21 protein-coding genes and 1 pseudogene are annotated in these 26633 nt (G+C 37.2%); 4 read left to right on the top strand and 18 right to left on the bottom strand.

The features are described 5' to 3' along the window. Positions 1-13 precede the first annotated feature (13 nt). Positions 14-1949 (bottom strand): annotated as a pseudogene (locus L323_RS38325) (PrkA family serine protein kinase). Between the two features lie 406 nt (positions 1950-2355). Between L323_RS38325 and L323_RS38320 the strand changes: the two are divergent. After that, the gene (locus L323_RS38320) at positions 2356-2664 is read left to right on the top strand and encodes a PadR family transcriptional regulator (protein WP_020816971.1); all 309 of its coding nucleotides are present in this window, start codon (positions 2356-2358) and stop codon (positions 2662-2664) included. 4 nt (positions 2665-2668) lie between these two features. Here the strand turns inward: L323_RS38320 and L323_RS38315 are convergent, their stop codons facing one another. Next, a complete protein-coding gene (locus L323_RS38315; protein ID WP_020816970.1) occupies positions 2669-4405 on the bottom strand; it encodes a B12-binding domain-containing radical SAM protein in 1737 nt (578 codons plus the stop codon). A 54-nt stretch (positions 4406-4459) separates the two neighbouring features. Continuing rightward, a complete protein-coding gene (locus tag L323_RS38310) occupies positions 4460-5665 on the bottom strand; it encodes a D-alanyl-D-alanine carboxypeptidase family protein (RefSeq protein ID WP_020816969.1) in 1206 nt (401 codons plus the stop codon). 242 nt (positions 5666-5907) lie between these two features. On the opposite strand from L323_RS38310, the gene L323_RS38305 reads away from it, so the two are divergent. Beyond that, the gene (locus tag L323_RS38305; protein ID WP_020816968.1) at positions 5908-7098 is read left to right on the top strand and encodes an MGDG synthase family glycosyltransferase; all 1191 of its coding nucleotides are present in this window, start codon (positions 5908-5910) and stop codon (positions 7096-7098) included. A gap of 79 nt (positions 7099-7177) precedes the next feature. Here the strand turns inward: L323_RS38305 and uraA are convergent, their stop codons facing one another. Beyond that, positions 7178-8554, bottom strand: a complete 1377-nt coding sequence (uraA, locus tag L323_RS38300) for a uracil permease (protein ID WP_020816967.1) — start codon at positions 8552-8554, stop codon at positions 7178-7180. Positions 8555-8908: 354 nt separating this feature from the next. On the opposite strand from uraA, the gene L323_RS38295 reads away from it, so the two are divergent. Further along, positions 8909-9103, top strand: a complete 195-nt coding sequence (locus tag L323_RS38295; RefSeq protein ID WP_012634928.1) for an alpha/beta-type small acid-soluble spore protein — start codon at positions 8909-8911, stop codon at positions 9101-9103. 37 nt (positions 9104-9140) lie between these two features. On the opposite strand, the gene murG is transcribed toward L323_RS38295, so the two are convergent. From murG to yfmF, 13 genes are all read right to left on the bottom strand, one after another. Next, positions 9141-10235 (bottom strand): undecaprenyldiphospho-muramoylpentapeptide beta-N-acetylglucosaminyltransferase, encoded by a 1095-nt coding sequence (gene murG / locus L323_RS38290; RefSeq protein WP_020816966.1) that lies wholly within the window; start codon positions 10233-10235, stop codon positions 9141-9143. 11 nt (positions 10236-10246) lie between these two features. Then, positions 10247-11359: a putative lipid II flippase FtsW gene (ftsW, locus tag L323_RS38285; protein ID WP_020816965.1), complete on the bottom strand. Its 1113-nt coding sequence runs from the start codon at positions 11357-11359 to the stop codon at positions 10247-10249. A 69-nt stretch (positions 11360-11428) separates the two neighbouring features. Continuing rightward, positions 11429-12412 carry a phospho-N-acetylmuramoyl-pentapeptide-transferase gene (mraY, locus tag L323_RS38280; protein WP_020816964.1) on the bottom strand — a complete coding sequence of 328 codons (984 nt, stop codon included), beginning with the start codon at positions 12410-12412 and terminating at the stop codon, positions 11429-11431. Positions 12413-12443: 31 nt separating this feature from the next. Further along, positions 12444-13823, bottom strand: coding sequence for a UDP-N-acetylmuramoyl-tripeptide--D-alanyl-D-alanine ligase (locus L323_RS38275; RefSeq protein WP_020816963.1), 1380 nt, complete (start codon positions 13821-13823; stop codon positions 12444-12446). Between the two features lies 1 nt (position 13824). Then, a complete protein-coding gene (locus L323_RS38270) occupies positions 13825-15288 on the bottom strand; it encodes a UDP-N-acetylmuramoyl-L-alanyl-D-glutamate--2,6-diaminopimelate ligase (RefSeq protein WP_020816962.1) in 1464 nt (487 codons plus the stop codon). A 69-nt stretch (positions 15289-15357) separates the two neighbouring features. After that, a complete protein-coding gene (locus L323_RS38265) occupies positions 15358-17562 on the bottom strand; it encodes a penicillin-binding transpeptidase domain-containing protein (protein WP_020816961.1) in 2205 nt (734 codons plus the stop codon). 278 nt (positions 17563-17840) lie between these two features. Then, complete coding sequence (locus L323_RS38260; RefSeq protein ID WP_020816960.1) at positions 17841-18323, bottom strand: cell division protein FtsL; 483 nt, start codon at positions 18321-18323, stop codon at positions 17841-17843. A 180-nt stretch (positions 18324-18503) separates the two neighbouring features. Continuing rightward, complete coding sequence (gene rsmH / locus L323_RS38255; protein ID WP_020816958.1) at positions 18504-19445, bottom strand: 16S rRNA (cytosine(1402)-N(4))-methyltransferase RsmH; 942 nt, start codon at positions 19443-19445, stop codon at positions 18504-18506. 23 nt (positions 19446-19468) lie between these two features. Beyond that, a complete protein-coding gene (mraZ, locus tag L323_RS38250) occupies positions 19469-19900 on the bottom strand; it encodes a division/cell wall cluster transcriptional repressor MraZ (RefSeq protein ID WP_014313084.1) in 432 nt (143 codons plus the stop codon). A 251-nt stretch (positions 19901-20151) separates the two neighbouring features. Then, positions 20152-21273, bottom strand: a complete 1122-nt coding sequence (rodA, locus tag L323_RS38245; RefSeq protein WP_020816957.1) for a rod shape-determining protein RodA — start codon at positions 21271-21273, stop codon at positions 20152-20154. 18 nt (positions 21274-21291) lie between these two features. Beyond that, a complete protein-coding gene (gene lgt, locus L323_RS38240) occupies positions 21292-22362 on the bottom strand; it encodes a prolipoprotein diacylglyceryl transferase (RefSeq protein ID WP_020816956.1) in 1071 nt (356 codons plus the stop codon). 24 nt (positions 22363-22386) lie between these two features. Further along, the gene (yfmH, locus tag L323_RS38235) at positions 22387-23670 is read right to left on the bottom strand and encodes an EF-P 5-aminopentanol modification-associated protein YfmH (protein WP_020816955.1); all 1284 of its coding nucleotides are present in this window, start codon (positions 23668-23670) and stop codon (positions 22387-22389) included. A gap of 26 nt (positions 23671-23696) precedes the next feature. After that, entirely contained in the window at positions 23697-25001 is a 1305-nt protein-coding gene (gene yfmF, locus L323_RS38230) for an EF-P 5-aminopentanol modification-associated protein YfmF (protein WP_020816954.1), read from the bottom strand. Positions 25002-25193: 192 nt separating this feature from the next. Between yfmF and L323_RS41455 the strand changes: the two genes are divergently transcribed. After that, on the top strand, positions 25194-25349 hold the full coding sequence (locus L323_RS41455; RefSeq protein WP_165582695.1) for a hypothetical protein: 156 nt from the start codon (positions 25194-25196) through the stop codon (positions 25347-25349). Between the two features lie 63 nt (positions 25350-25412). Here L323_RS41455 and L323_RS38225 read toward each other — a convergent pair whose 3' ends face one another. Further along, the gene (locus L323_RS38225) at positions 25413-26630 is read right to left on the bottom strand and encodes an ABC transporter permease (protein WP_020816953.1); all 1218 of its coding nucleotides are present in this window, start codon (positions 26628-26630) and stop codon (positions 25413-25415) included. Between the last annotated feature and the right edge of the window lie 3 nt (positions 26631-26633).

Genomic DNA, 26633 nt, shown 5'->3' with positions numbered 1-26633 from the left:
CTCGACCCTCCAATTAATCCTTCCACAGATTGTTTGCAGCATATTTCAATATGACGTTGCAGCAGTGGTCGCAGTAGCCGTTCTTCTTCATTTCTTCTACCATTGTGTTATATTTCTGGGTCTGTTCCTTATCCCTTACTTTTGCCTGTGTTATAATCCTGCTTAAATCTCTTACGGATGCCGTCAGCTTTTTCTCTATTGCATCCTTCAAAGGTTCATAGCTTGTATAATCCAGACTTCCCCCATTTCTCATAACAAAGAACATATATGCGGTGACATCCGACCTGAACCCCTTTACCGCAGTATCGGAGATACCTATCTGTTCTTCAATGGAACGCATGAATTTTTCATCCGGCTCCAGCTCCTCGCCTGTGTTCTTATCCTTTATCTTGGTCTTGTTGACAAAGGCCTCTGCATGGTCAAGGTAATTATTGAAAAGACTCTCAGCCTGTTCTCTGTAGCCATGGATAAACGCCTTTGTAACTTCTTTTTCCAGAATTTTATTGTATTCCTTCTTTACAGAATCATATATAAGCCTTAAATAACGTTCTTTTTCGTCATCCCCGATTCCAAGCTCTTTTACGGATTTTATCAAAGCTTCCATAACCGCAATTGGATTTATACAGTCATTCTCCGATTCGGACAATGCAGTATCAAGAGCTTTCATTATAAATCTGGTTGATATACCCGTCATGCCTTCTCTGGGTGCCTCCTCACGAAGCTCAAATATATCTATTTTACGAGTCATTCCTTTTTCCAAAATTTCCTCACCGTTGTATATTTTAAGCTTGGTAAGCGGGTCTACCTTGTTGGATGGGCTTAGTCTGGTCAGTATTGCAAACATGGATGCAATTTCTATGGTATGAGGTGCTATATGTGCCTTGAATTTGCTCTTTGAAAGCATTTTTTTATATATTTTTATTTCCTCGTTTAATTCAAGGCAGTAGGGTACCTCAATTCTTACAATTCTGTCCAGAATTGCCTCATTTGTATGGTCTGACTTGAATTTGTTCCATTCCGCCTCATTAGAGTGGGCCAGTATGACTCCGTCGAAATATATCATTGCACCCTTACCCGGCGATGGAATAGATTTTTCCTGAGTTGCTGTTATCATGGTGTGTAGGTATTCCGTTTCATTTTTAAATACCTCTATAAACTCCACAATACCTCTGTTTCCCGCATTAAAAGCACCATTGAGGGATAGTACTCTTGGGTCGTCTTCCGAATAGAGGTCTATTTTTGATATATCAACGCTTCCGGTTAGTATTGAAGTATCCTGGTTGTTAGGGTCTACCGGAGGCACTACACCGACACCCTTTCTTGACCTTATGGAAAAGCCTGTTGATTCAACCGGAAACTTTTCATACTCCCCGTTATACTCATTCTTTAAACGGTACCTGCAAACAGGACATAAATCACCTTCAATTTTTACATTTAATTTTTCCTCAAAATCTTTCCGAAGGTGCTTTGGAATTAAATGAAGTGGCTCTTCCCTCATCGGGCAATCCTTCAAGGAATATATAGGCGGAGCGGATTCCAAAGCTTTTTTAAGTGCTTCCATCAGCGATGATTTACCTGCCCCTACCGGCCCCACCAGATACAAAACCTGTCTTGCCTCTTCTCCGGCCATGGCTGCAGAATGGAAATACCTTACAATTTTCATTATTGTTTTATCAATTACCAAAAAAATCGTCTTCAAAGAATGTGTATTTTTTAATTATATCGTTTCCGTAAATTCTTCTTAACCTTGGATTTTCCTCGGTTTTGACAGCTTCAACTCCCTTGCAGCTGATAAGCTCATACAATCTTTGATGAGACAGCATGGCAATCTCCGGATTGGATTTAACTATTTGCAAATAATCCAGGAATGTTCCATCAAATTGTTTGCGTATATGTTCCTCTCTGTCTCTTTTAATCAGTTCACTAAAATCAAATTCCGGTTTGGTCATTTAAGCCCCTCCCTTTTATGCCGTGGTAGTTATTAGTAATTTTATAAAATATTTCTCATTTTAAAATATATGTGGTCATTTTAAAAATATTATTAATTACACACTTTTCTGTTTGTCAGTTTATAATACAAAAAAGTGAAAGAAAGGTGACATAATTTTAACAAATATTTAATTTACATTTATTAACATGTTAGCTATTGACTTACAGTTTGAAGCTTATTATAATGAAATCAATCTATTGATTAATAAACAGTAGTTATGCACACTAATTATAAAGGAGGATTCGTAATGAATATTCAGATAAAGTAATGTATCATATGCTTATATGCCTTACTCCATTTTTGATTAGTTTAGTAATTGTATTAACTCTCAAATTATTATTTTACTTTAAGAAAGGTAAACAGCTATGGATGCACAAATAAAAAAGGGAGTACTTGACATGTGCATTCTTCATATCATATCCAAACAGGATATGTACGGGTATGATGTTATGAAACAAATGGGTTGGTTATTCCCCGAAGTAAACGACAGTACATTTTATGCGATTCTCAGAAGGCTCAACAAGGAAAAACTTACGGAAGTTTATTTGGGGAAAGACTCCAACGGGCCTCCCCGTAAGTACTATAGTATTACCTCATCCGGGAAAAATGCACTTGGTGAAGATATTAAAAATTGGAAAAAGCTGATAGAGATTGTTTCTTCCATAGGAATATAATAACTTACAGAGGAATTCCTTTTACTGAAACATTCTGATACTTTCCTGAAACTTCATCTTTGGATGAATAGTCAAACAATAGTACTTCATTAGATGGATATAATAAATTTAATTTAACAAAGAATACCCTTTTTAATATATTTTTTGCCTGAGTACCCTTATATTGAGGAAGATATTTATCAATAAACTCTTCATTTCTAAGCATAGAGTGAATATCACCGGGAGACAGAGAATCATCTTCCCTTTTTATGCAATCCGGAATTGCACCCGAACTGTCTGTGCTGAGAAAATCAAGTACCATGTATTGCCTGAACTTTTCAAAGTCTGTACTATCTTGGCAAATGTCTTTATAGAAACTGTACAGAATCTTTATATTTTCTCTATAGGATACGGGTCTGTCCAGATATCCGTTTTTTCTGCAGTAATGTGCCAACTTTTCATACATATTAAATGAATCCGAAGTAAAACAATCAGCTTCAATAAAGTTTAGTGAATTACCAAACCTGCCTGAATTGTAATATCTCTCGAAAGTCTCCTCCATGTCTTTTAAAAGAAGGATTTCGTCATATGAAATATACTTGTTTTTCAAAACTTCGTATGGTGCATAGTCTCTGAAATAGAAACCGTGTTTTTCGGATTCTTCCCTTATTCTTGAGCCCTTTAGCATTTTCAGGAAGCCCAGTTGAAGCTGTTGAGGTTTCAGGTTATAGACATAATTGAAGGATTTTTTAAAACATTCAAAATTCTCATAAGGTAAACCTGCAATCAGGTCAAGATGAACATGGATATTTCCTATGCTAAGGATCTTTTTCACATTCCCGGTTAACACATCTATATCCGTTACTCTGTCAATTTCCTTCAAGGTTTTAGTGTTTATAGTCTGAATCCCTATTTCAAGCTGTATCCTGCCTTTTGGAGCTTTTCTAAGTATATCCAGCATCTCACTGTCAAAGAGGTCTGCGGCTGCCTCAAAATGGAAAACTGTTTCACAATTTAAGGATATCAAGAATCTTATAATTTCTTTCGCCCTTTCCCTATGGCAGTTAAATGTCCTGTCAACAAATTTTATAAGTCTTGGTTTATACTCAAGAATTCTAAATATATCACTTTTTACACGCTCCATACTAAAGAATCTTATCCCGTTGAAGGTGGATGAAATACAATAGGAACAGGAAAATGGGCAGCCTCTGGATGATTCGTAATAAACAATTCTGTTTAATGTAGTTTTCATTAATTCGTTATTATATGGCGAAGAGACTTTATCAAGCTCTTTAACCAGATTAAAGCCCTTATTAAATATTACAGAGCAGCTGCTTTTATAAGCTATTCCCTGTAATGTTTTATACTGCTTCGTACCGGCATATAAGTCTTTTACCAAAACCGGAAATACATCCTCTCCCTCTCCGGATATAACAAAATCAACGTCCCCATTTTCAGACATGATTTGCTCAGAGTCATAAGAAACATCAGGCCCCCCCAGAATTATGTGGCAGTCCGGCAACAGCTTTTTAATCTCCTTTGAAATTGAAAGAACAATCCCAATATTCCATATATAACATGAAAATGCTATAATGCCGGGCTTTTCCCTGTAAATTTCCGAAAGGATATTATCCTGCATATCATTTATGGTAAATTCACGGACAGTTATATTGTCAATTCCATTAATACTTGCTCTGAGATACCAAATTGCAAGACAGGTGTGAATATATTTTGAATTTATGCCTACCAGCAGTGTTTTCATTAAAATTCCCTCTTCGTACGTAAAAGTAAAAAATACTCTACTATTATCCCATCTTTAATGTTGATGTACAAGTCTTGCCCATGTTTTAAATAACCGGTCAAAATAATAGTAGAAATCCTTTCTTCTAATATTGTCAGTGGCTTTTACATCAGCCGACGCCAACACTTTACCGTCCAGAATATAGTTAACGGTACCAATCCTGCTACCTTTTTGTATCGGTGCTTCCAGTGTTTTAGGAATATCATATTCTACCTTAATTCTGTCCGCTTCGTCCTTTTTCAATGGAATTGAAATATCTTTATCAGAACATATTCCAACTGCATTGTATAAACCTTTATGTATGCCTACTTCTGATATCTGCTGCCCCTGCTTCAGATAGTCGTAAGTCTTGTAGTTGCCAAATGCATAATCCAGCAATATCTTGCTACTCTGAGCCCTGACAGACCTCGTGGAGCAATTTAATACTACTGATATAATTTTCCATCCATTATGTGTAACAGAGGTTACAAGGCATCTTCCTGCCTGACCGGTATAGCCTGTTTTTACTCCGTCTGCTCCCGGGTAAAGGCTTAGCATCTCATTTGTATTATTAATGGGATTTCCTTCAAAGGAAGAGGATTTTGTGCTTACTATTTTGCAGAACTTCTCATTCTTTAAAGCATACTGGGTGATCAATGCCAGATCGTAAGGAGTTGAGTAATGCTGCGGATCGTCCAATCCATGAGGCGTCACAAAATTTGTATTGGTTGCTCCTATTTCAGCGGCTTTCCTATTCATCATTTCAGCAAATGCTTCAACAGAACCTCCAACATGCTCGGCTATTGCAATAGCCGCATCGTTCCCAGACCTGAGCATCATTGCATTGAGAAGGTTCCCCAGTTTATAAGTTTTTCCTTGTTTAAGATTTACTCTTGACCCCCCGATAGATGCTGCCTTTTTGCTGACAATAACATCTTCATCATCTTTTCCATTTTCAATGGCAACAATTGCAGTCATAATTTTTGTTGTACTTGCAATAGAACTTCGCTTATACGCATTTTTCTCATACAAAACCCTGCCACTTTGGGCGTCCATTACAATTGCAGCGCCGGCCGAAACTCGTGGCAGCTGATTTCCGGCAGCCTCCCAACTCTCATTTTTAATTATATCATTAGTAATGGGCCCATCATCATTTGTATCATCTGCTTTTACCATATTAGTACATATCAGGTTTGATAAAATAATCATAACTGTTAGAACTACTTTTGCAGTTTTTTTCAAAAACCTCACATCCCCGGAATTTTATTAAGCGGACAAATATCAAGCGTTATAAATATATGAAAAGTGTAATGCGATTATAACGTTTGGATATATTAATTATATGAAAATAAATCGAACTTTTGTATTTTATTAACGTACAATAAAAAGAGTTGAAAATACCTATCAATTTACTAAAAGATTGTAATATTATATAATTAGTTTGGTAAATGATACATAATCTTTATTGGAGGCAATGAAAAAACATGAAAAATGTTGTAATAATATCTTCAGATTATACGGGACATGGTCATAAAAGTATCAGCGAAGCTTTACAGGAGCAATTTTGCATACATGAAGATGTCTGCTTAAATATAATAGATGGATTCGAACTTGGTGGCAATATGTGGATAAAGGTAGGTAAATCCTATGGTATGGTAACCAGAAATGCAAAGGAAATATGGAAGCTAGCATGGAAGATTTCCAAAAGGAACCCGACCTTCATTCATGAGTTTACAGAACTAACAATTAGGGAGAATTTTATTAAGTTATTAAGGAAACTAAAACCCGATTTGATTTTAAGTGTACATCCTGTTTTTAATACGCCTATTATAAACATACTTAAAGAATATAAAATAAATATACCTTTTGCCACCTTTGTAGCCGATTTGGTAAGTATATCACCAATGTGGGCCGATTCAAGAGCCGACTGTATAATCTGTCCTACTGAAGAGGCAAAGCAAAGATGCATGGGGTTCGGTGTTCCCGCACACAAATTGGAGGTTATTGGTTTCCCTGTCAGGTCCAGATTCACTCAGCATATTTCTCAGAAAATCGAGCATAATGACTATACTTTGGACAGACCGTTGGAATGTCTTATTATGAGCGGCGGAGAAGGTTCCGGGGATATGAATAATGTTGCCAGAATTCTTCTGGACAATTTTAACTGTAATATACGCATTATTGCAGGTAGAAACGAATCAATGAAGGAAAAACTGGAGAAGACTCTCTCTCTGCAATTTCCGGGGAGAGTTGAAGTACATGGCTACGTAACCAATATTCAGGATTTTATGCTGAAATCAGATATCGCTTTTACCAGGGGCAGCCCGAATGTTATGATGGAAGCGGTTGCCTGCAATGTGCCTCTTATAATAACAGGCGCATTACCCGGACAAGAACAGGAAAATCCTGATTTTGCAGTTAATAACAAACTTGGTATATACTGTGATGATTTGTCATCTTTGGCCGCTGTTGTATCCGGGTTACTGGCTGATAATGCAAAGGGGCTTAATGAGATAAAGCAGGCTCAAAGGATTTATTTTGATCATGCTTCAGCTGAGAAGATTGTTAATCATGTTCTGGGTCTTATAAAAAATGATGTTTTTATATATCCCTCTGAGCTAAGACGCAGGAAGAAATTTCTTACATTAAGGCTTCAATCGCGAAAAAGTTCCTGATTATATAAAAAATTTTGGTTAAAACAAAAAAAGCTTGTTCAGGTTAAATTTATCAACCTGAACAAGCTTTTCTGTATTATTAGTCATTTGTCAACTTTAATTTTTCAAGTACATAGAATAATGTGCTTATTACTATTCCTACCAGAGTAGCAAGAACCATTCCCTTTAGCTCTACATTTCCGGGAAGCTTTATTGTTACACCACTGATACCGATTACAAATACTACTGCAGTAAGTATAAGGTTCTTTGATTTGCTGTAGTCTATTTTTGCTTCAACTATCATTCTGATACCGGAAGCGGCGATTACACCAAACAACAGCAGACTTACACCGCCCATTACAGGCTGCGGAATACTTGATATGATACCTGAAAGCTTTCCTATGAAAGCGATTATTATTGAGATAACCCCTGCTCCTCCGATAACCCAAACACTGTAAACTCGTGTTATCGCCATTACTCCCATGTTCTCACCATAGGTTGTTGTTGGGCATGAACCGCAAAATCCGGAAAGAATTGTTGACAATCCGTCTCCGAGCAATGACCTGTGTAGTCCGGGATCCTTAGTTAAATCTCTTCCAACTATGTTGCTGGTTACAAAAAGATGTCCGATATGTTCTGATAAAACAACCAGTGCTGCAGGTGCCATTATCAACATAGCATTAAAGCTGAATGAAGGCATTACAAAGGTTGGTACACTGAACCAATGTGCAGATGTTACTGAATCAGTATTGACGTAGCCCATTACAGCTGCCAGACCGTAGCCGGCAACCACGGCAACCAGTACAGGTATTACCGAAAGAAAGCCTCTGAAACAAAGGTTTCCTATTATGACTATTGCAAGGGTTACAAGAGAAATAATTATAGCTTTGGTGTCAAAAGCACCTTTTTCATTTGGTAGAAGGCCTGCCATGCTAGCAGCACTGCCAGAAAGCTCAAGTCCTATAAGTGCAACTATAGGGCCCATGGCAGCAGGCGGAAGAACTACATCAAGCCAGCTTGTACCGACCTTGCCTATTATGAGAGCTACTATTGCAAATATCAAACCGCATACTATATACCCGCCTAGGGCCTTTGAAAAGTTGTCGTTATAACTTGTTGAACTTGCAATTATTGATGCTGTAGGTGAAAGGAACGCAAAGCTGGAGCCAAGAAATGCAGGAGCTTTTCCTTTACAAAGCAGCAGATAAATCAATGTTCCAATACCATTAAGTAAAAGTACAAGTGCCGGGTCTATAACCTGAACGTGGTTGTACTGAACCAATTGGTCCGGTGTCAGCTTGTCAATTGTCGTGTGAAGAACGTTTTTAAGAAAATCGCTTTTTGCATAACCGTTAAATAAAAACGGTACTAATACAGATGCCCCGAACATTGCGAAAAGGTGCTGTAAACTGAGAGGTATTGCCTTTAAAAAAGGAACTTTTTGGTCAACTTGTATTACCGGTCTTTCGTTTTTCATTGTATAAATCCCCTCCAAAAATTTTGTAATCAACTCGTATATTTTAATATGATAATTCTAATCATATCCAACATACGAAAATTGATTTATGCAAATAAAAAAACCTTACTGACTAGGCGCAGTAAGGTAGGGTCTCTATCCATAAAAATACACTTTTCCCATATATACCCTTACTAGCCTCTCTGGACTAATTTAAAAGTTTTTTTATCCGAAAATGATTCTATCACATATTTCAACAATAGTCTACATATTTTTTATCTTTTTTTCTATTAGTTGTTTAGCTAAAAAACCATTTTTTACTTATTATATTTTGGACTTTATGTGCCATAATAATCACTAAGGAGGTGATTTATTATGGCTAACAACAGAAGTGGCGGAAGAAGCAGTGGAGCTTTTGACAACATGAAGTACGAAGTTGCAAGAGAAGTTGGTGTCAACTTGAAGGAAGGTTATAATGGTGATATCACTTCCAGAGAAGCAGGAAAGATTGGCGGAACTATAGTAAAAAAGGTTTTTTCTTCTTTTAGAGAACAAAACCCACAGGCTTAAAGTAAGAAAAACAGCAGGAGTTTAACTCCTGCTGTTTTTATATTATCTCCTTTATAAGGTGATATATTTTTTCAACTGAATCTGTTACACTGTTTTTCGAAGCACTTTTTGACATCTTCTTCAATACATCCTTATTGGATATCAAACTACAAATTTGTTTATAGAGTAAATCAGCATTAAGTTCGCTTTCGAGTATTACCACTGCTCCGCCGTCTCTCTCCAGTGACCTTGCATTATGCTCCTGATGGTTTGCTGTCACATAAGGTGACGGAATCAGAATTGAAGGTATCCCCATAGCTTGAAGCTCACTAATTGTTATGGCTCCCGCTCTGCAAATCATCAAATCGCTTGCTGTATAAACCTGATCTACATTATATATGTAAGGTACAACTTTTACCATACTCTTGTACTTTTCATCAACTTTAACAGTTACGCTTATATCCTCAAACTGAGCTTCTCCTGTTGCAAAAATCAAGTTAAATTCACCCTTGAAATAGTTGTTGATCATATCTGCAATTGTTTCGTTGATTTTCCTTGCTCCTCTGCTGCCGCCCATTGCAACTATCAAAGGTTTTCCCTCAACAATGCCCAAATCGGATATAGCATTTTCTCTGTGGGATTTAAGCAGCTCCTCCCTTACCGGATTACCGGTGAGAACCAGCTTTTTCTTATTCTTAAAGTACTTTTCTGCATCCTTAAAGCTTATGGCTACGTAATTGACATATCTTTCAAGCAGCCTGTTGGTTACACCCGGAAAAGCATTTGATTCATGTATTAATGTGGGAATTCCTTTTTTGGCTGCCATATACAGCACAGGACCGCATACATATCCTCCTGTACCAATAACAACATCCGGATTAGTTCTTTTTAAAAGTCTTGATGCCTGAAAGAAACTCTGTATCAGTTCCTTTATAGCGATAAGTGTGTCCAGCGAAAGCTTCCTTTTGAATCCCCTGACCGTAATTGTTTCCAAAGGAAAACCTTCTCTGGGAACCAATTTCGTCTCCAAGCCTTTTTTTGTCCCTACAAATGCAATATCAGCTTCTGGGTCCTTTTGCTTTATATACTTTGCAATCGCCAGTCCGGGATTTATATGCCCTCCCGTTCCTCCTCCTGCTATTAAAACCTTCAAATGATCTCACCTCAGAATCGTTCATAATTTGAATATCTTGATATATTTAGCAGTATTCCAACTCCAAACATAAGAAATACCAGTGATGTTCCCCCATAGCTAAAGAACGGAAGAGATATACCTGTCGGTGGTATAGAATTTGTTACAACTGCAACGTTAAACAGAAATTGCAGACCAATAAGGCAGGTTATACCTGTTGCCATAAGGCTTCCAAAGGTGTCAGGCGCATTCATGGCAACTTTAATGCCCCTCCAGATAAATATAAGAAACAAGAGCATTACCACAAGTGCCCCTATAAATCCAAGCTCCTCTGACAAAACTGCAAAAATATAGTCATTGTAGGGCTCGGGAATCCAAAGGTACTTCTGCATACTTTGTCCCAATCCCCTTCCAAAGATTCCTCCTGAACCGATAGCCAGCAAAGATTGAACCGTCTGCCAGCCCTGATCCTTGTAGAAATCAAATGGATGGAGCCACGCCTTGACTCTATCCAATCTGTATGACGCCATTAATATCGCACCAACAACGCCGACTACACCGGGTGCAGCCATAACAACAAAGTGTGAAATCTTTGCCCCCGCACAAAATAGAATTATAAATGAAGTAATTACTATTATTAGAGTACCACTTAAATGCGGTTCTACTACAACCAGTCCGGCGACAAACCCAATTAAGAGAAGATATGGCAACAGTCCTTTAGTAAATGACTGCAAAACATCTTTTCTCTTGGACAGGCTGAAAGACAAAAACATAATAATTCCCAGCTTCGCCAGCTCCGAGGGCTGAATAGTTTTTGAACCGACTCCAAGCCACCGCTGTGCACCGTTTTGCCTTTGCCCTACTCCAGGGATTAATACCAATATAAGTAAACCAATGCTTACCATAAGAATAATTGGGGATATCTTACCCCATTTACGGTAGTCAAAATTCATCGTCCCTACCAGAACCGCAATACTCAATGCCATGTAAAGGAGCTGCGGCCTTAGCAGCATAAATGACTCACCAGTCTTTTGTGTAGAAAAATAATAACTGGAGCTGAATACCATTATGGTTCCTAATGAAAGTAACAAAATTACTGCTGCAAATATCCAAAAATCAAAAGGCTTTGTGTTCTTGTTCCTCATTTCATTCCTCCAGCCTTGTACCGTGTATATTTTGATTATATGTAAAAAGTATGTTATAAATTCCCATTATCAAAATATGTCTGAACCAATCACAATAAGTGAAGCAATTGCAAGCAGTACTGTCGCTATAATAAACACTGCTACAACCTTGGTTTCCCTCCACCCCTTTAGTTCAAAATGATGGTGAATTGGTGCCATTTTAAAAATTCGCTTCCCGGTGAGTTTAAAGGATACAACCTGAAGAATTACCGAAAGTGCTTCTATCAGATATATGCCTCCTACAAGAAATAATATAAGGGGCATACGCATCATAACTGCTATGGATGTCAATGCTCCCCCCAACGCAAGGCTTCCGGTATCACCCATAAACACCTTTGCAGGATGAATGTTAAATGCCAGAAAGCCAAGACAACCTCCTGCAATGGCAGCAGAAAATACTTTTATATACCCCCACTCACTGTTTGTAAGGGAAACGATTGTAAAGAATATGGCTACAACCAGCGTAACTCCCGCACAAAGTCCATCCAAACCATCCGTAATGTTTACTGCATTAGAAAAGAAGTACATAAACAAGACTATAAATATAAAGTAAGCCCAAGGTTGTATAATCATATTTGTAAACGGAATTGCGATTGAGCTTCCGGCTTCTGTATACCTCATGACATAAAAAGCAAAGGAAACACATACAATCAATTGAAAGAAAGTTTTCTGACCTGCGAAAAGTCCGTCCTTCCTCTTTTTTACAACCTTTATAAAATCGTCAATAAATCCAACTGCAGCAAATCCCAATGTTGACATCAGTACAGGTATTATCTGGGGATAGCTTTGATAAAAGTATATTGATGTAAGCGTTACCGGGACAATAAAAATAAGCCCCCCAATAGTCGGCGTCCCCATTTTTTTTAGATGAGTCTGCGGCCCGTCGTCTCTTACTGTCTGGCCGAATTTTAACCTCCGCAGAAACGGAATTAATATGGGGCCTGCAATAAGAGCAAGCACAAACGCTGCCGCAAACGCTATTATATGTTCAGATGTCAAAGAAAAAGTAAGCAAAACAATTTCCCCCTGTTTATTTATATGGAAATCATTCTGACTTCATTATTCCGTCAGCGATTTCTTCCATTTTCATTCCTCTTGAGCCTTTAATCAATACGTAATCTCCTGGCGTTACTATTCCGAGAATATATTTAAGTGCTTCCTTGTTGTTTTCAAAATGATGCAATTTTATCTCACCATTGCCTGAATCAGCCACTGCCTGAGATATCATTCCTGAATCCTGTCCAACAGTAACCAGATAGTTTATCTTCTTGTTCTTTATAAAATCCCCAACTGAGTAGTGCAAATCCTTTGACATTTCCCCCATCTCGAACATATCTCCCAAAACTGCAATACTTCGTGAACCTGAAGATATTTCCTCAAGAACGTTAATTGCTGCCTGCATGGACTGAGGACTTGCATTGTAGGCATCATTTATAATTTTTATGCCATTATGATTTATTATACTCTGTCTCATATTTCCCGGGCTGAACTGTTTAATTCCATCAACAATTATTTCCATGGGAATCTTCATTTCAATTCCTGCTGCAATAGCAGCCAGTGCATTGTATACATTATGTATACCCGGAACAGGAATTTCAATGTTATACCCGCAGCCGTTTACTGTTATTTCAAAGCTAGTTCCCTGTTCTCCCAAGGTTTGATAGTTTAAGGCTGTGTAATCGTTGCCGCTGTTCATTCCATAGAAAACAGTCCTGAAAGGAAGCTTTCCTTTCAAAGGCCTCAGTAGCGGGTCATCTCCGTTCAATACTACTAGTCCATCCTTGTCCAGACCCTCAAGAATTTCAAGTTTTGCCTTTAAAATTCCCTCCTGTGAGCCGAGCTTTTCAATATGTGAAACACCTATGTTTGTTATTATAGCAATACGAGGTCTGGCAATAGCGGTAAGCCGGCTGATTTCGCCAAAACCACTCATTCCCATCTCTATTACAGCTGATTCATGGCTGTTATCAATATTCAAAACAGTCAACGGAAGGCCTATTTCATTATTGAAATTACCCTGTGTCTTTAAAACACAATACTTTTGAGACAGCACACATGATACCATGTCTTTTGTACTGGTTTTACCCACGCTTCCTGTTATTCCTACCACAGGTATATCAAATTTTCTGCGATGCCATGCAGCCAAATCCCGTAAAGCCTTGGCGGTATCATCCACTAAAACCGCAGAGCAGCCTGTAACGGGCGGTATTTGTTTAGAAGTCAGGCAAACCGACGCACCAGCCTTGAAGCACTGCTCTATATAATCATGACCGTCAAATTTCTCTCCGATTAGCGGAATAAATAAACTATCCTTGGTAACCTTTCTGGAGTCAGTGGTTACACCGTTAAAAGTCATACCAGGTTCTCCCCAAAGCAGCTTACCTGCTACTGCTTCTGACAGCTCAAAGCAGTCAAAAGAAATCATGCTACTCACTCCTTCCGAGTTCTACCAGCAGCTCATTTACTACCTCACGTTCATCAAAGTGTATTGTTTTTTCGGCAAATTGCTGGTAGGTCTCATGTCCCTTGCCTGCCAAAATAATTATATCTCCATCCTGAGCATTTTCAAGTGCAAATTTTATTGCCTGCCTTCTATCGGTTATTTTAATATATTTTCCATTTGTGTTTTTAATGCCTGCTTCAATGTCTTCAATTATTTGTTCGGGGTTTTCAGTTCTCGGATTATCAGAAGTTATAATTGTAAAATCAGCTATATTTCCTGAAATTTCACCCATTGCAGGTCTCTTTCCCTTATCCCTGTCACCTCCGCAACCAAAAAGACTGACAACCCTTCCATGTGCAAACTCTTTTACTGTTTTAAGCACTTGTTCAAGGCTGTCAGGAGTATGTGCGTAATCTATCAGAACAGAATAATTACCGGTAGTTTTTACAGACTCCATTCTACCCGGAACCGTAACCTTACTAAGTCCTTTTTTTACATGCTCCAATGTAACACCCGGTATTAAACAACACGAACCGATGGCCGCCAGAGCATTGTATATATTGAATTCACCCTGAAGATCGGTTTCAATGTCAATACTGCCCCATGGAGAATTAAGTTTAAAGTATGTGTGTCCTGTTTTCTTGATAATATCAGAAGCCCATATATCTGCCTTATCGCTCAAGCCATATGTTAGCACTTTACATTCAGCCAGTTCTGCCATTTTTCTGCCATGTTCACTGTCTATATTAATAACTGCTTTACGGCACATTTTAAACAATTTTGCTTTTGCATTGAAATATTCTTCAAGTGTTGCATGTTCCTTAGGGCCGATATGATCCCTTGAAAAGTTTGTAAATACTCCGATGTCAAAATCACATTTTGCTACCCTGTGAAGTTCCAAACCCTGAGAGGACACCTCCATTACCGCACTGTCTACCTTTTTTTCAACCATATCATTAAAAAGGCTCTGTAAATCATATGATTCCGGAGTTGTTCTGGAGGTATACAGCACCTGATTTCCTATGAGATTGGCAACGGTGCCTATAAGGCCCATATTGTGCCCTGCAGCCTCCAGGATAGATTTAACCATATAAGTAGTCGTAGTTTTACCTTTTGTCCCTGTAATACCTATAAGGTTCAATTTTGAAGACGGATGGTCAAAAAACGCATCGCATACTGCCGCAAGTCCGAACCTTGTATCATCTGTTTCTACTGTTGTAATTCCTTCAGGAACGTCTACATGTTTCTGAACGAGAAATGCCTTTGTTCCGTTTTCTATAGCATCATTTATGTACTTGTGTCCGTCAACCACAGTTCCTTCAATACAAACAAAAAGACTACCCTGTTTTGTTTTTCTGGAATCATATGCTATACTGTCAACTTCCACATCAAGACTTCCATTAATTTCTTTGATATTCAAATCCCTTACAAGCTCTTTTAGTTGCAAGAAAAACACCTCCAAATATTAGAATTCCATACTTTTCTATAAGTATTGCCCCGTTTTTTTACCACTAAACTAATCCGAAACTACATTCCTGAATATAACTTCGATAACAGCACCTTTTTTGACTTTTGTACCGGCATCAATATTCTGACTGACTGCTGTTCCGGTACCGTTCACCCGAATATTAAGTCCAAGTTTCTTAAAAGCTTGTGTCGCATCATAAACTGACTTGTTCTTAACATCCGGAACCTTGACCGTTGCTTCCTCTTTCGGCGTATAGGTATAGAGTATAACAATGGATTTTTCGTGGAGCAATGCGCCGGATTTAGGTGTCTGATCCTGTACAATTGCTTTTTTGTCAGTGTCGCTTCCTTCTATTTTATACTCTAGTTTGCTTTGTTTCAACAGTTTAACTGCCTCTTCCACTGTTTTGCCCTTTATATTTGGAACCTGAACCTCCTGAAGCAGCTGCTTTTTGTCTTCTTCTGTGTATTCCTTTTCAACTCCTTTGTAGCTGAGGATATCATCTATCAATTTTCCTACAACCGGTGCAACCAGCATACCACCTCCGGGATTGTACATATCAGGATAATCCAGTACAACCAGCACGCATAAGCTTGGATTATCGGTAGGAGCAATAGCTGAGAATGAAACTATGTATCTCTTATTTTTTCCTACAATATTTAGTTTTTGAAGTTTTGGGTCAACTATTGTTTCCGACGTACCTGTCTTACCTCCGATTTTGTAGCCCGGTATCTTTGCATTTTTACCTGTACCTATATCCACAACGCCTTGGAGTATGGATTTTAATGTATCGGAGGTTTGTCTGGATATTACTTTTCTGACAACGTTAGGCTCGTATTTCTTTATTACGCTGCCTGTTTCGTCTACTACCTCTTTAACAACATGAGGTGTTATCAGGTCTCCTCCATTTGCAATTGCACCATATGCCTGTATCAGCTGTATAGGCGAAATCTGAAAGCGCTGTCCAAAGGAAGCTGTTGCCATGTTTATCTCTGTGGGGTTTGTAAACATTATACTACGCGCTTCACCGGGTAAATCAATCCCTGTCTTATCATAAAATCCAAATGCTTTTACATATTTAAAAAACAATGGTACTCCCAATTTTTGGGAGAGACGTACAAAAACAGGGTTACAGGAGTTATAAACGCCTTCTCTGAAAGTTTCATGTAAGTGGGCATTTGGTTTCCAACAATTTATGTTCCACCCTCCCACCTTAACAGTAGCATCGGTAACCTGTGTGTCAGGAGTAATAGCACCCTCCTCTAGACCTGCTGCTGCTGTAACCGGCTTGAATGTGGAACCCGGTTCGTATGTATCAACAACTGCTTTATTTCTCCAGACTGTCTGCTGAAGATACTCTACATCTTCCTTACTTTTTCCGGTCCAGGTTTCCGGGTCCTTCCCCTTTGGAACTCCTCTGGGGTTATTCAAATCAAAATCGGGCTTTGAAGCTAATGCAAGTATTTCGCCGTTTCTTGGGTCCATTACTATTGCAGTCGCTCCGTTTAATACATTATTATCTGAAATTGCCTTTTCCAGAGCCTTCTCGGCAAAATACTGAATTGTTTCGTCTATTGTAAGAATAACATCATTTCCGTCCTGAGGTTGTATGAATTTTTCATCACTCATACTCAATGCCATTCCGCTTGCATCTGTTTCACTGAGAATTTTACCGGGTACACCCTTTAGATACTTCTCCATCATCCTTTCAACACCGTCAAGTCCGTCATTGTCTATATTTGTGAAGCCGACAACGTGAGCAGCCAGATTTCTGTTGGGATAGAACCTTTTAGTATCCTCATCAATATAAATACCGGAAATTTTGTTTTCTTTCTTCCATTCACGCACCTTGTTTCCGATTTCCCTGTCTATCTTTTGCTTTATAAGTTCATATTGGTTATTCTTAGTGAACTTCTTTTTAACTGTTTCCTTATCCATGTCAAGTATCGCTGCAAGTTCACCTGAAATCTTATCTATATCAAGTTTTTGTTTCCTAATCTCCTGAGGACTTGCACTGACAGTGTCTACAGAACCACTTACTGCAAGAGGTTTCATATTACGGTCGTATATAGTACCTCTTTTTGCACTTATAGTACGGTTCTTTGTCTGTTGATTATATGCAAATTCCTGATATTCTTTTCCGCTATATATTTGAATCCAGGCAATCCTTAATACTAGCATAAGTGTTAGTATGGTAAAAGTACCAAGTATAAACAAAAGTCGTTTCTTAATCTTCAAATTTACTCCAGCCAAAGTATTCTCCCCCTTGTTTTCTATTTTAAGTAAAATGTCCCGTTTACTAATTAATATTGTATATTAATAAAATATATTATTAAATTTAAAATAAATTGTCCAAAAATAAAAACTATAGACTTAATATAATGTTATATTATATTAAAAAATCTATAGCTGCTTATTTATAACTAATTATATTCATTTTTAGCCCCCCATGAGTATCCTAATTTGTTTTTGTCGGATATATAAATATATATCATGGTCTGTTATTTTTGAATGAACCAAGGTGATAAGGCCTAATAAATCATGTTTAAAAACTTGTTAAGGCTTTTATGCATACTATTGAACAATACAGTCAGTTTTGATTGTTCCTTATTTGCTGTAATTGTAACATCCTTCTTGGGTATACTTACATATACAATCTGTGACTTGTCAGGCTTGTGCATGTCCAGCTTTGTTTCTGCAATTTGCCTTATATTCTTTAAATCCATGGCATTTTGTATATCAATAAGCAACAATTGATTTTCATTCTGTATCTTGGTATACTCGCTTTTCAGTACATTGCTTTCATAGTTCAACTGACTGATTTGTGCATACCTGAACATAACAACAATGAACATTGCAAAAACAAGAAAGATATTTAAGATAATTCTCACTTTTACTCTTTTATTGTCTCTTGCTATCTTTTTTGACTTGAGTATGGCATTATCTTCATATGGATCATATTTTATTTTTTCCGCTAAGGAACCATGTACATAATCATTTTTGGTCTCTGCCACTTTAAACACCCCTGTCAATAATAAAGATAATTGGGGAATCAGCCATTAAAGCTGATCCCCGTTTCATTTTTAGAAGTTTTAGCTTTTGTTTCCCCAAACTTTGTCACTTGTATTTCAATTATTTTTTCATATGTTGATATATTATGGTTTTCATTTGTTATCATAATTATAGGTTGTATATTAAATTTTTTGCAGAACTCTTAATTTAGCACTTCTTGCCCTTGGATTTTCCTCCAGTTCATGGGTATCTGAAATAATAGGTTTCTTATTTACAAGCACTGCCCTTGGCTTTTTTCCGCAAACACATACCGGAAACGAGGAAGGACAAGTACACGGGTTTACCATTTTGTTATACTGCAGCTTTACTATCCTGTCTTCCAATGAATGGAAAGTTATAATACATAACCTTCCTCCACTTTTAAGCAAATCTACACAATCTTCAATAGTTTTATTCAATATTCCAAGTTCATTGTTTACTTCAATTCTGATTGCCTGAAAAGTTCTTTTTGCCGGATGAGGGCCATCTCTTCTGGCAGAACTTGGAACTGCCCTTTTTATTATATCTACCAGTTCATAAGTAGTCTCTATCGGTTTATTCTGTCTGGCTTCAACTATGAATTTCGCTATACGGGAAGCCCATTTTTCTTCACCATAATCACGGATTATACGGTATATATCCTGCTCGGAGTACTTGTTTATCACATCATAACCTGACAACTCCGATTTTCTATTCATTCTCATGTCAAGGGGCGCATCATGCTGATAGCTAAAACCTCTTGACGCTTCATCCAACTGATGGGACGAAACTCCTAAATCCAGAAGAATACCGTCTACTTCATAAATGTCCAACTCAGAGCAGGCACTACGTATATTTTTAAAATTGGTATTTACAACCTTGAAGTCTGCCGGAGAATTAATCTCACCAAGCCTCTTAACCGATGTTTCTACAGCAAAGCTATCTTGGTCAAGACCTATCAAACAGCCTTTTTCACCTAGTCTTTTATATATCTCTGATGAATGTCCCGCTCCACCAATTGTACCGTCAACATAAATACCTTCCTGATTAATATTCAAATTTTCTATGCACTCATCAAGTAATACGGATTTATGTTTAAATTCCATTATTCACCTCAAAGTTTTTCCGTCTATATACCAAGCAATGCCATCTTTTCCGCAATTTTATCAGCGCTGATATTATCATCACTATTGTAAGCTTCCCATGCTGCTTTTTTCCATATTTCTACTCTTGAAGACACCCCGATTATATATATGTCCTTTTCAAGAGCGGCATATTCCCGCAGATTCTGTGGTATCAATATCCTTCCCTGTTTATCTACTTCACATTCCGTTGCTCCCGAAAAGAAAAATCTGATAAATGCCCGGACGTCCTTATCGGTAAATGGCAAGGATTTAAGCTTGTTTTCCAGGCTTGTCCACTCTTCGGATGAGTACGCAAACAAACAACCGTCAAGTCCCTTGGTCAGTATGAACTTTTCACCCAACCCCTCTCGGAACTTTGAAGGTACTATTGCTCTTCCTTTAGGGTCAATTGTATGTTGGTATTCACCATAGAACAATTTTTACACCCCACATCCGATAAGTTTCCTCCACTTCCCACCACTTTTCACCACTTATAAACATATTCTATTGCAAAAATTAAAAATTATCAATATATTTCAGTCAATTGAAATAAAAAAAATAAAAGACAGGATGTTAATCCTGCCTTTTATAGGCCAGTAGTACTAGCTTTCGGGATTTTTATTAAAGTACCTGAAATCTTGATTATTTCCTAAGCATTCATTAATCTAACCTTGTCTTTCTAAATACACTAAGTACTAAACATTACTTTTTTTCGTCTCGATGAAACACTTAACACAATGCCTATGGCTAAATAATTGGCCAGAACCGCAGTTCCTCCCGCACTTACAAAAGGAAGTGGCAGACCTGTTACCGGAAGCAAACCTATACTCATTCCTATATTTTCTATAAAATTAAAGGCAAGCATACCAGTCACACCTATTACAAGAAACGAACCATAGGAATCACTTGAGTTTTTTGCTATATAAATACATCTTAAAAGAATTATCAAACCTAATAGTATAATTATAATACCACCGATGAACCCAAATTCTTCTCCAACCACCGAGAAAATAAAGTCAGACTCGTTTACCGGTACATTCCTGCTTTGGGTCTGCAACCCACTTCCGTAGCCTTGTCCGAACAACTGTCCCGAACCTACTGCAATTTTGGATTGAATTACATTATAGCCAGCCCCCTGAGGGTCTCTGTCAGGCGAAATAAAAGTGAGAATTCTCTCCCTCCTATTTCCATTCAGAACATAGACCCATATGAAAGGCAAAGAAAGCAGCAACCCTCCACCCAAAATGAATATATACCTGTACGGAATGCCAACAATGTATATAAATATTACAAATATAAACCCAAATACAAGGGCTGTTCCCAAGTCTCTTTGCAAAAGCACAAAACCTATGGCAACTCCGGAGTAAACTATAAATTTTATAATATCCGATTTATTTTTTTCAGTACTATCCTTAATTCTTTCCAGAAAGACCGAAGCCAGAATAATATAGGCTATCTTTGCATATTCTGAAGGCTGTATGCTGAATCCGGCTATTTTCATCCAGTTTTTATTTCCCAGTTCCTCACCGGAACCGATAAACAAAACAAGAACCATCAAAGACATTGCCCCAAAAAATATAAACAAGCTGAGAACTTTTAAATCCTTATAATCTATTATGCTCAAGATAAGGCATAGTGCAATTCCCATTATCATAGCTAGTATCTGAGACTTCAGAATACCCGGTCTTGTTCTTACTGCACTGCTGAGCACAACAAGCCCAACTGCCGATAAGACCAGAACCGATATAAACAACATGTAGTCAAATCTCTTATAAGGATTTGATGTTTGCGACTTTTCAACAAAATACATTTTTCACCTTTTCCTAAATTACTGGCTGTCTGTCATTTTATTATTATCTTCTTCATGTGAATTTTCACTGCTGTCAGGCTTAATTTCACTTTCGTCAGATTCTTCCTGAACATCCTGTGTATTCTCTGCTTCCTGCAACTTCTCAGTGTTTTGCTCATTATTTTCAATTGCTTGTTCTTCTTCCATGTATTTAAGAACATTTGCATATGCACTTGGTCCTGTTTCAGCCTCTTCATAAACTGCATTTTTTGCTCTGTTTCTTAGAACTACTACCAGTATACCGAAAACAATTATAAGTAGAATAGACAAGAACTGTGAAACCCTTAGATTACCAAGCATCAGACTATCTGTTCTAAGACCTTCTATAAACGCTCTTCCGATACTGTAGGTTATAAAGTACAGGCAGAATATTTCACCACTGAATTTCTTTCTTTTGCGCATCCACATAAGAAATGCAAATATTGCAAGATTCCATATACTTTCGTATAAAAATGTTGGATGAACGGGTAAATCGGGATTTACAGTTATACCTACCGTTTTCTGAATTGAATCGGCTTTATTTGTCAAATATGCATTTATTGTAGGGCTGGTCATTCCCCAGGGAAGACTTGTATTTGTACCAAAAGCCTCCTGATTGAAAAAATTCCCCCACCGACCAATCGCTTGTCCCAGAGCCACATAGGGTATTGCAAAATCAAAAAGCTTCATTGTAGGAATTCCTTTATATCTTGCAACAAAATAGGCTGTAATTATAGCTCCTATTATTCCTCCATAGACAGCCAACCCGCCTTTTCTCAGATTCAAAATATCAATGGGATTGTCGACGTACTCAGACCAACTGAAAATAACATAGTATAACCTTGCACATATTATAGCTGCCGGTGCTGCAAACAGCATCAGATCTATTATTGTATCCGGAACAAGATCATATTTTGTTGAATCTTTCATCGCCCATAATACACATATCAAAAAAGCCGCCGCTATGATAATTCCATACCAGTATATAGGTTTACCGAAAATGTTGAAAGCAACCCTTGGTACATCAAAACTCCAACCAAGTTCAGGAAAGCTGACTAATGTACTATCCATTTATAACCTCCACAATAACACTTTTTATTTCTGCTTAACAACAGATAATGCCATGTGCTTAATGTCAAAATGACTGTCAAACACATCTGTAATATAATCAAATTTCATTTTATCATAAACCTCTAAATAATCAAACATTGTAACACCCTTGAAATATAAATTTATAAATGACCTTGATATATTTTCAAGTGAATTGAGCTGCCTTAAAAATCTTCCTTTGGAAGCATTAAGTAGTCTGTTGAATGTCTCCTGGTCCAGCCCTTGTTTTTTCAGTAATTTAATTTCCTTTGTAATCCTATCCTGAACCTCTTCCGGATTGACAGATTCTCCCCCAAACATTGAATATGCATAACTTTTCTCCAATGAAAAATCCATTTCAAAGCTGGAATTAATAAGTCCCTTGTCATACAGCTCTTCGTATAGTCTTGAACTTTTACCCATAAGCATTGACAGCAGAAGTTTTATAGCAATCTCATACCTCAGTATTTCGGCACCTTCTAAATCAAAATTACTGTCTTTAAATCCCATGTAAAATATAGGCGTTGATACCGGCATATTTTGCTCGATATAACTTTTGTTAATATCCGAACTTTCTTTCGGGAAGATTCTTTTTATTTCAGGAGCCTTCTCCGTTGTCTGTATGCAATTTTCAACCTGTTCAAAAACCTTAATGTGATCCACGTCACCAACCACTGTTATCATCATGTTGGATGGATGGTAGAAGGTCTTGTAGCACTGATACAAGGTTTCTTTTGTAATTTCACTTATACTGTCAATAGTTCCGGCTATATCATACCTTACAGGGTGGTGCTTATATATTGCCTTCAGTAGATTGAAGTTTACCCTCCATCCGGGATCGTCACGGTACATATTGATTTCCTGACCTATTATCTTCTTTTCACGTTCAACACTTTCATCGGTAATATAAGGATTTTGAACAAAATTTAATAAAAGCTTGAAGTTTTCGCTGAACAAATCTGTACACGAAAAAAGGTATACTGTTTGGTTAAAGCTTGTAAATGCATTTGGTTTTGAGCCTAAAGCGGCAAACTTATCCATGACACTTCCGTCTTTTTGATCAAACAGTTTGTGCTCCAGAAAATGAGCAATTCCATCAGGAACTTTTGTCGGTTCGTTTTCTCCGGGTATGATGAATTCATTGTCAACAGAACCGTACTGGGTAGAAAATGTGGCATACTTTTTGTAGTAGCCTTTTTTAGGAATTACTATACAGTTCAAACCACTGGGATGTTCATACCGATAAAATAATTCGTTATACTTTTTATATTCAATGGTATCAAAATTCATAAGCTCCTCCGCTTTGCATAACTTTTTTATTTGCTGTTTTCATGTGATTTTGAAGTCAGGAAATATACCGTATCCAACTGCAGCTTATCTGCCACCTTGATAATATCGTCTACCGTCACCTTGTTTATTTTTTCTACCAAGGTTTCCATAGTATCATGTGTACCATTTATCAATTGGCTCAGATAAAAATCCACTACATAAAGCTGACTGTCTTTTAATGACATAATTCCGGTTTTTAAAGACTTTAAGGTGGCTTCAAATTCATACTCCGTTATGTTCCCCGAACGTATTTCCTCCAACTGTTTCATAATTATTTCCTGAGCCGTATCCTTGTTATTTACATCAATACCGCTTGCAATAACCATCAAACCCTTAAACTTTTCTAACCCGGCATACACATAGTATGCAAGCCCTGCTTTCTCTCTGACATTCTGAAAGAGCTTTGAATGCATACCCCCTCCCAGTAAGCCGTTAAAGACCATCAGTGCATAATAATCATTATCAGCAGGCTGTACATGTGTCCTGAAGCCCATACACAGTTTAGCCTGATTAACGTCCATTTTGTCTTCATATTCCCTTACGTCTTTAACACATTTAAGTATAATACTGGAATTCAGTTTTTGAGATGTACTTCTTTCTACAAGGGACAGCTTTTCCTTTACAAAAGCAACATCTTTTTCATCAATTTCTCCGGTTATAAAAATTTCTGCAGGAAGTAATGCTATTTTTTTCTTATAATGGTCATAAAGCTTGTCATTGGTTATTTCATCTATTTGTTCTACCGTACCGTATTCATACAGTCCAAAGGGTTCGTCCTTGCACATTAGCTCATAGCATCTTTCCATGCTGTACTGAACCTTGTCATTTGTTCTTCCTTCAACAATCATTTTCAGATTGTTCTTTTCCTGTTCTACATACTGTTCAATAAACGAACCATCCTTAAGTTCAGGTCTGAAAATTATATTCATAAGAAATTCAAATGCCTTTTCAAAGTTTCTTTGGCTATCATTAGTATACTTATCTGAAATATATTCAAAATAAAAATGTATTATCTGTCTTTCGCCTTTTTTTACAATACCGCAGTCAAACACTGCACCGTACAGCTTTTCAAGATATAAATTAATTTCTTTTATAGTAGGAAGCCCCTTGCAGCCTCTTCTCAATACCGAAGGAAAAAGTGCGTTTAAAGCAACTGAATCATTGTTCAAATTATCCTGAAAAAAGATGTTGATTGTATTTGTTTTAAATCTATTAGAATTAATATTGTAAACCTCTATCCCGTTCTTTTCAAACAACCTGCATAGCTTTTCCTCTACATGGGTACCAATCATAAATACCTCCTTTAATTACAAATTATAGAATTTTTACTTATCATATATAGTATAATAAAATTTTTCGTATATATTCAAGTTAGACAAGGTTATTAAGTAATTAAATATATCATAAATGCTAATAATAGAATTGATTAAATAAAGTTTTTATATAAAAGGGAGGGTTATAGTTGAACGGACGAAACAGAAAATATGCAAGAACAACAAAAAAATAGCCAGCAACTGCCTGATGCATCTGAGGATACAGAATTTTCACTTTCTACTACAATGGCTTTAGGAATTGTAGGAGGAGCCTTTCTTATCGGAATGGTATCGGGAACACTGGTATCCATGTGCAAAAGGATATAATTTGAGTATGTAAATTTTAAGCGGCCAAGCTCTTTAAAAAGGCTGGCCGCTTAAAAAAAGTAATTATTCGTATCTCAGTGATTCTATCGGATCAAGGTCTGCTGCCCGTTTTGCAGGATAAACTCCAAACAACAGTCCTAAAGCAATAGATCCCATAAAAGCAAGTACAATTACCTGTATGTTCAGTACCGGTGGAATTTTAACAAGCGATGAAATTATAAATCCACCTAAGATACCTAAAATAATGCCAATTACACCGCTTATTCCCGTAAGTATAATTGACTCGGTTATAAACTGTATAACTATATCTCGTTTTCTGGCACCCAGAGCCTTTCTTACACCAATCTCCCTTATACGCTCAGTAACAGAAACCAGAAGTATATTTACTATTCCTATACCTCCTACAATTAATGTTATTACAGCTATAACCAGAAGTACTGTGGATATAACATTTAGTACGGTATTCAAGCCGTCCTGAAAATCAGAATAGAATTGTATTGTATACTTATCCCTATTTCCATGCTTATTTTCAAGGGTTTTTATTATTTCATCAGCTATATTTTTCAGAGCAGTCTTATCCTTTTCATCTACCGAAATGTAAACGTAGTTAAACTGGTCTGAATCAGGATAATATGATTGAAGCGTAGTCATAGGAATTGTAAGGCTTACCGGTCTGCTTTCATTATCAATCATCCCTCCGAAAGGAGTTTCTTCAGTTTTAGTCACTCCTACTACTCTCAGTCTCAAAGTACTTCCTGAGCCAAGTGTTACCTTTAGTTTCTGACCGATGGGATTTTGCTTTCCAAAATTGGCTTTTGCAAATTCTTCATCGATTACAACAACATTTGATCTTGTAGAGTTATCAATCTCATTTATCATTCTACCCTGAGCCATATCCACAGGTACAATGTCCTTATACTGAGACGAAATACCATTTATACTTGCGTTTCTTGTTTTGTTATCAAGCCGGATGGTTCCTGATCTGCTGATGTTGGTTCCGATATTTTTTATCTCTTTAACGCCTTTACTTATAGCCTTTAAATCATCACTAGCCAGCATATCATTTGTACTCAAACTGTCTGTCTTATAAGATACGATTAGTATGTTTGCTCCGATTTTTGCAAATTCGCTGTCCACATAACTTTGGGTCGCATTTCCGATTGCTACGATAGTTATAACCGAAAACACACCCATAATTATACCGATCATTGTAAGGACGGAACGGAGCTTGTTTGCTCTAAGACTCGATAAAGCCTGTTTAAAGCTCTCAATTATATTCATTTT

It is taken from the genome of Ruminiclostridium papyrosolvens C7 (genome assembly GCF_000421965.1).
GTDB classification, from domain to species: domain Bacteria; phylum Bacillota; class Clostridia; order Acetivibrionales; family DSM-1351; genus Ruminiclostridium; species Ruminiclostridium papyrosolvens_A.
Note: the sequence above shows the minus strand (reverse complement) of the source record. Positions and strands in the feature narration are given on the sequence as shown.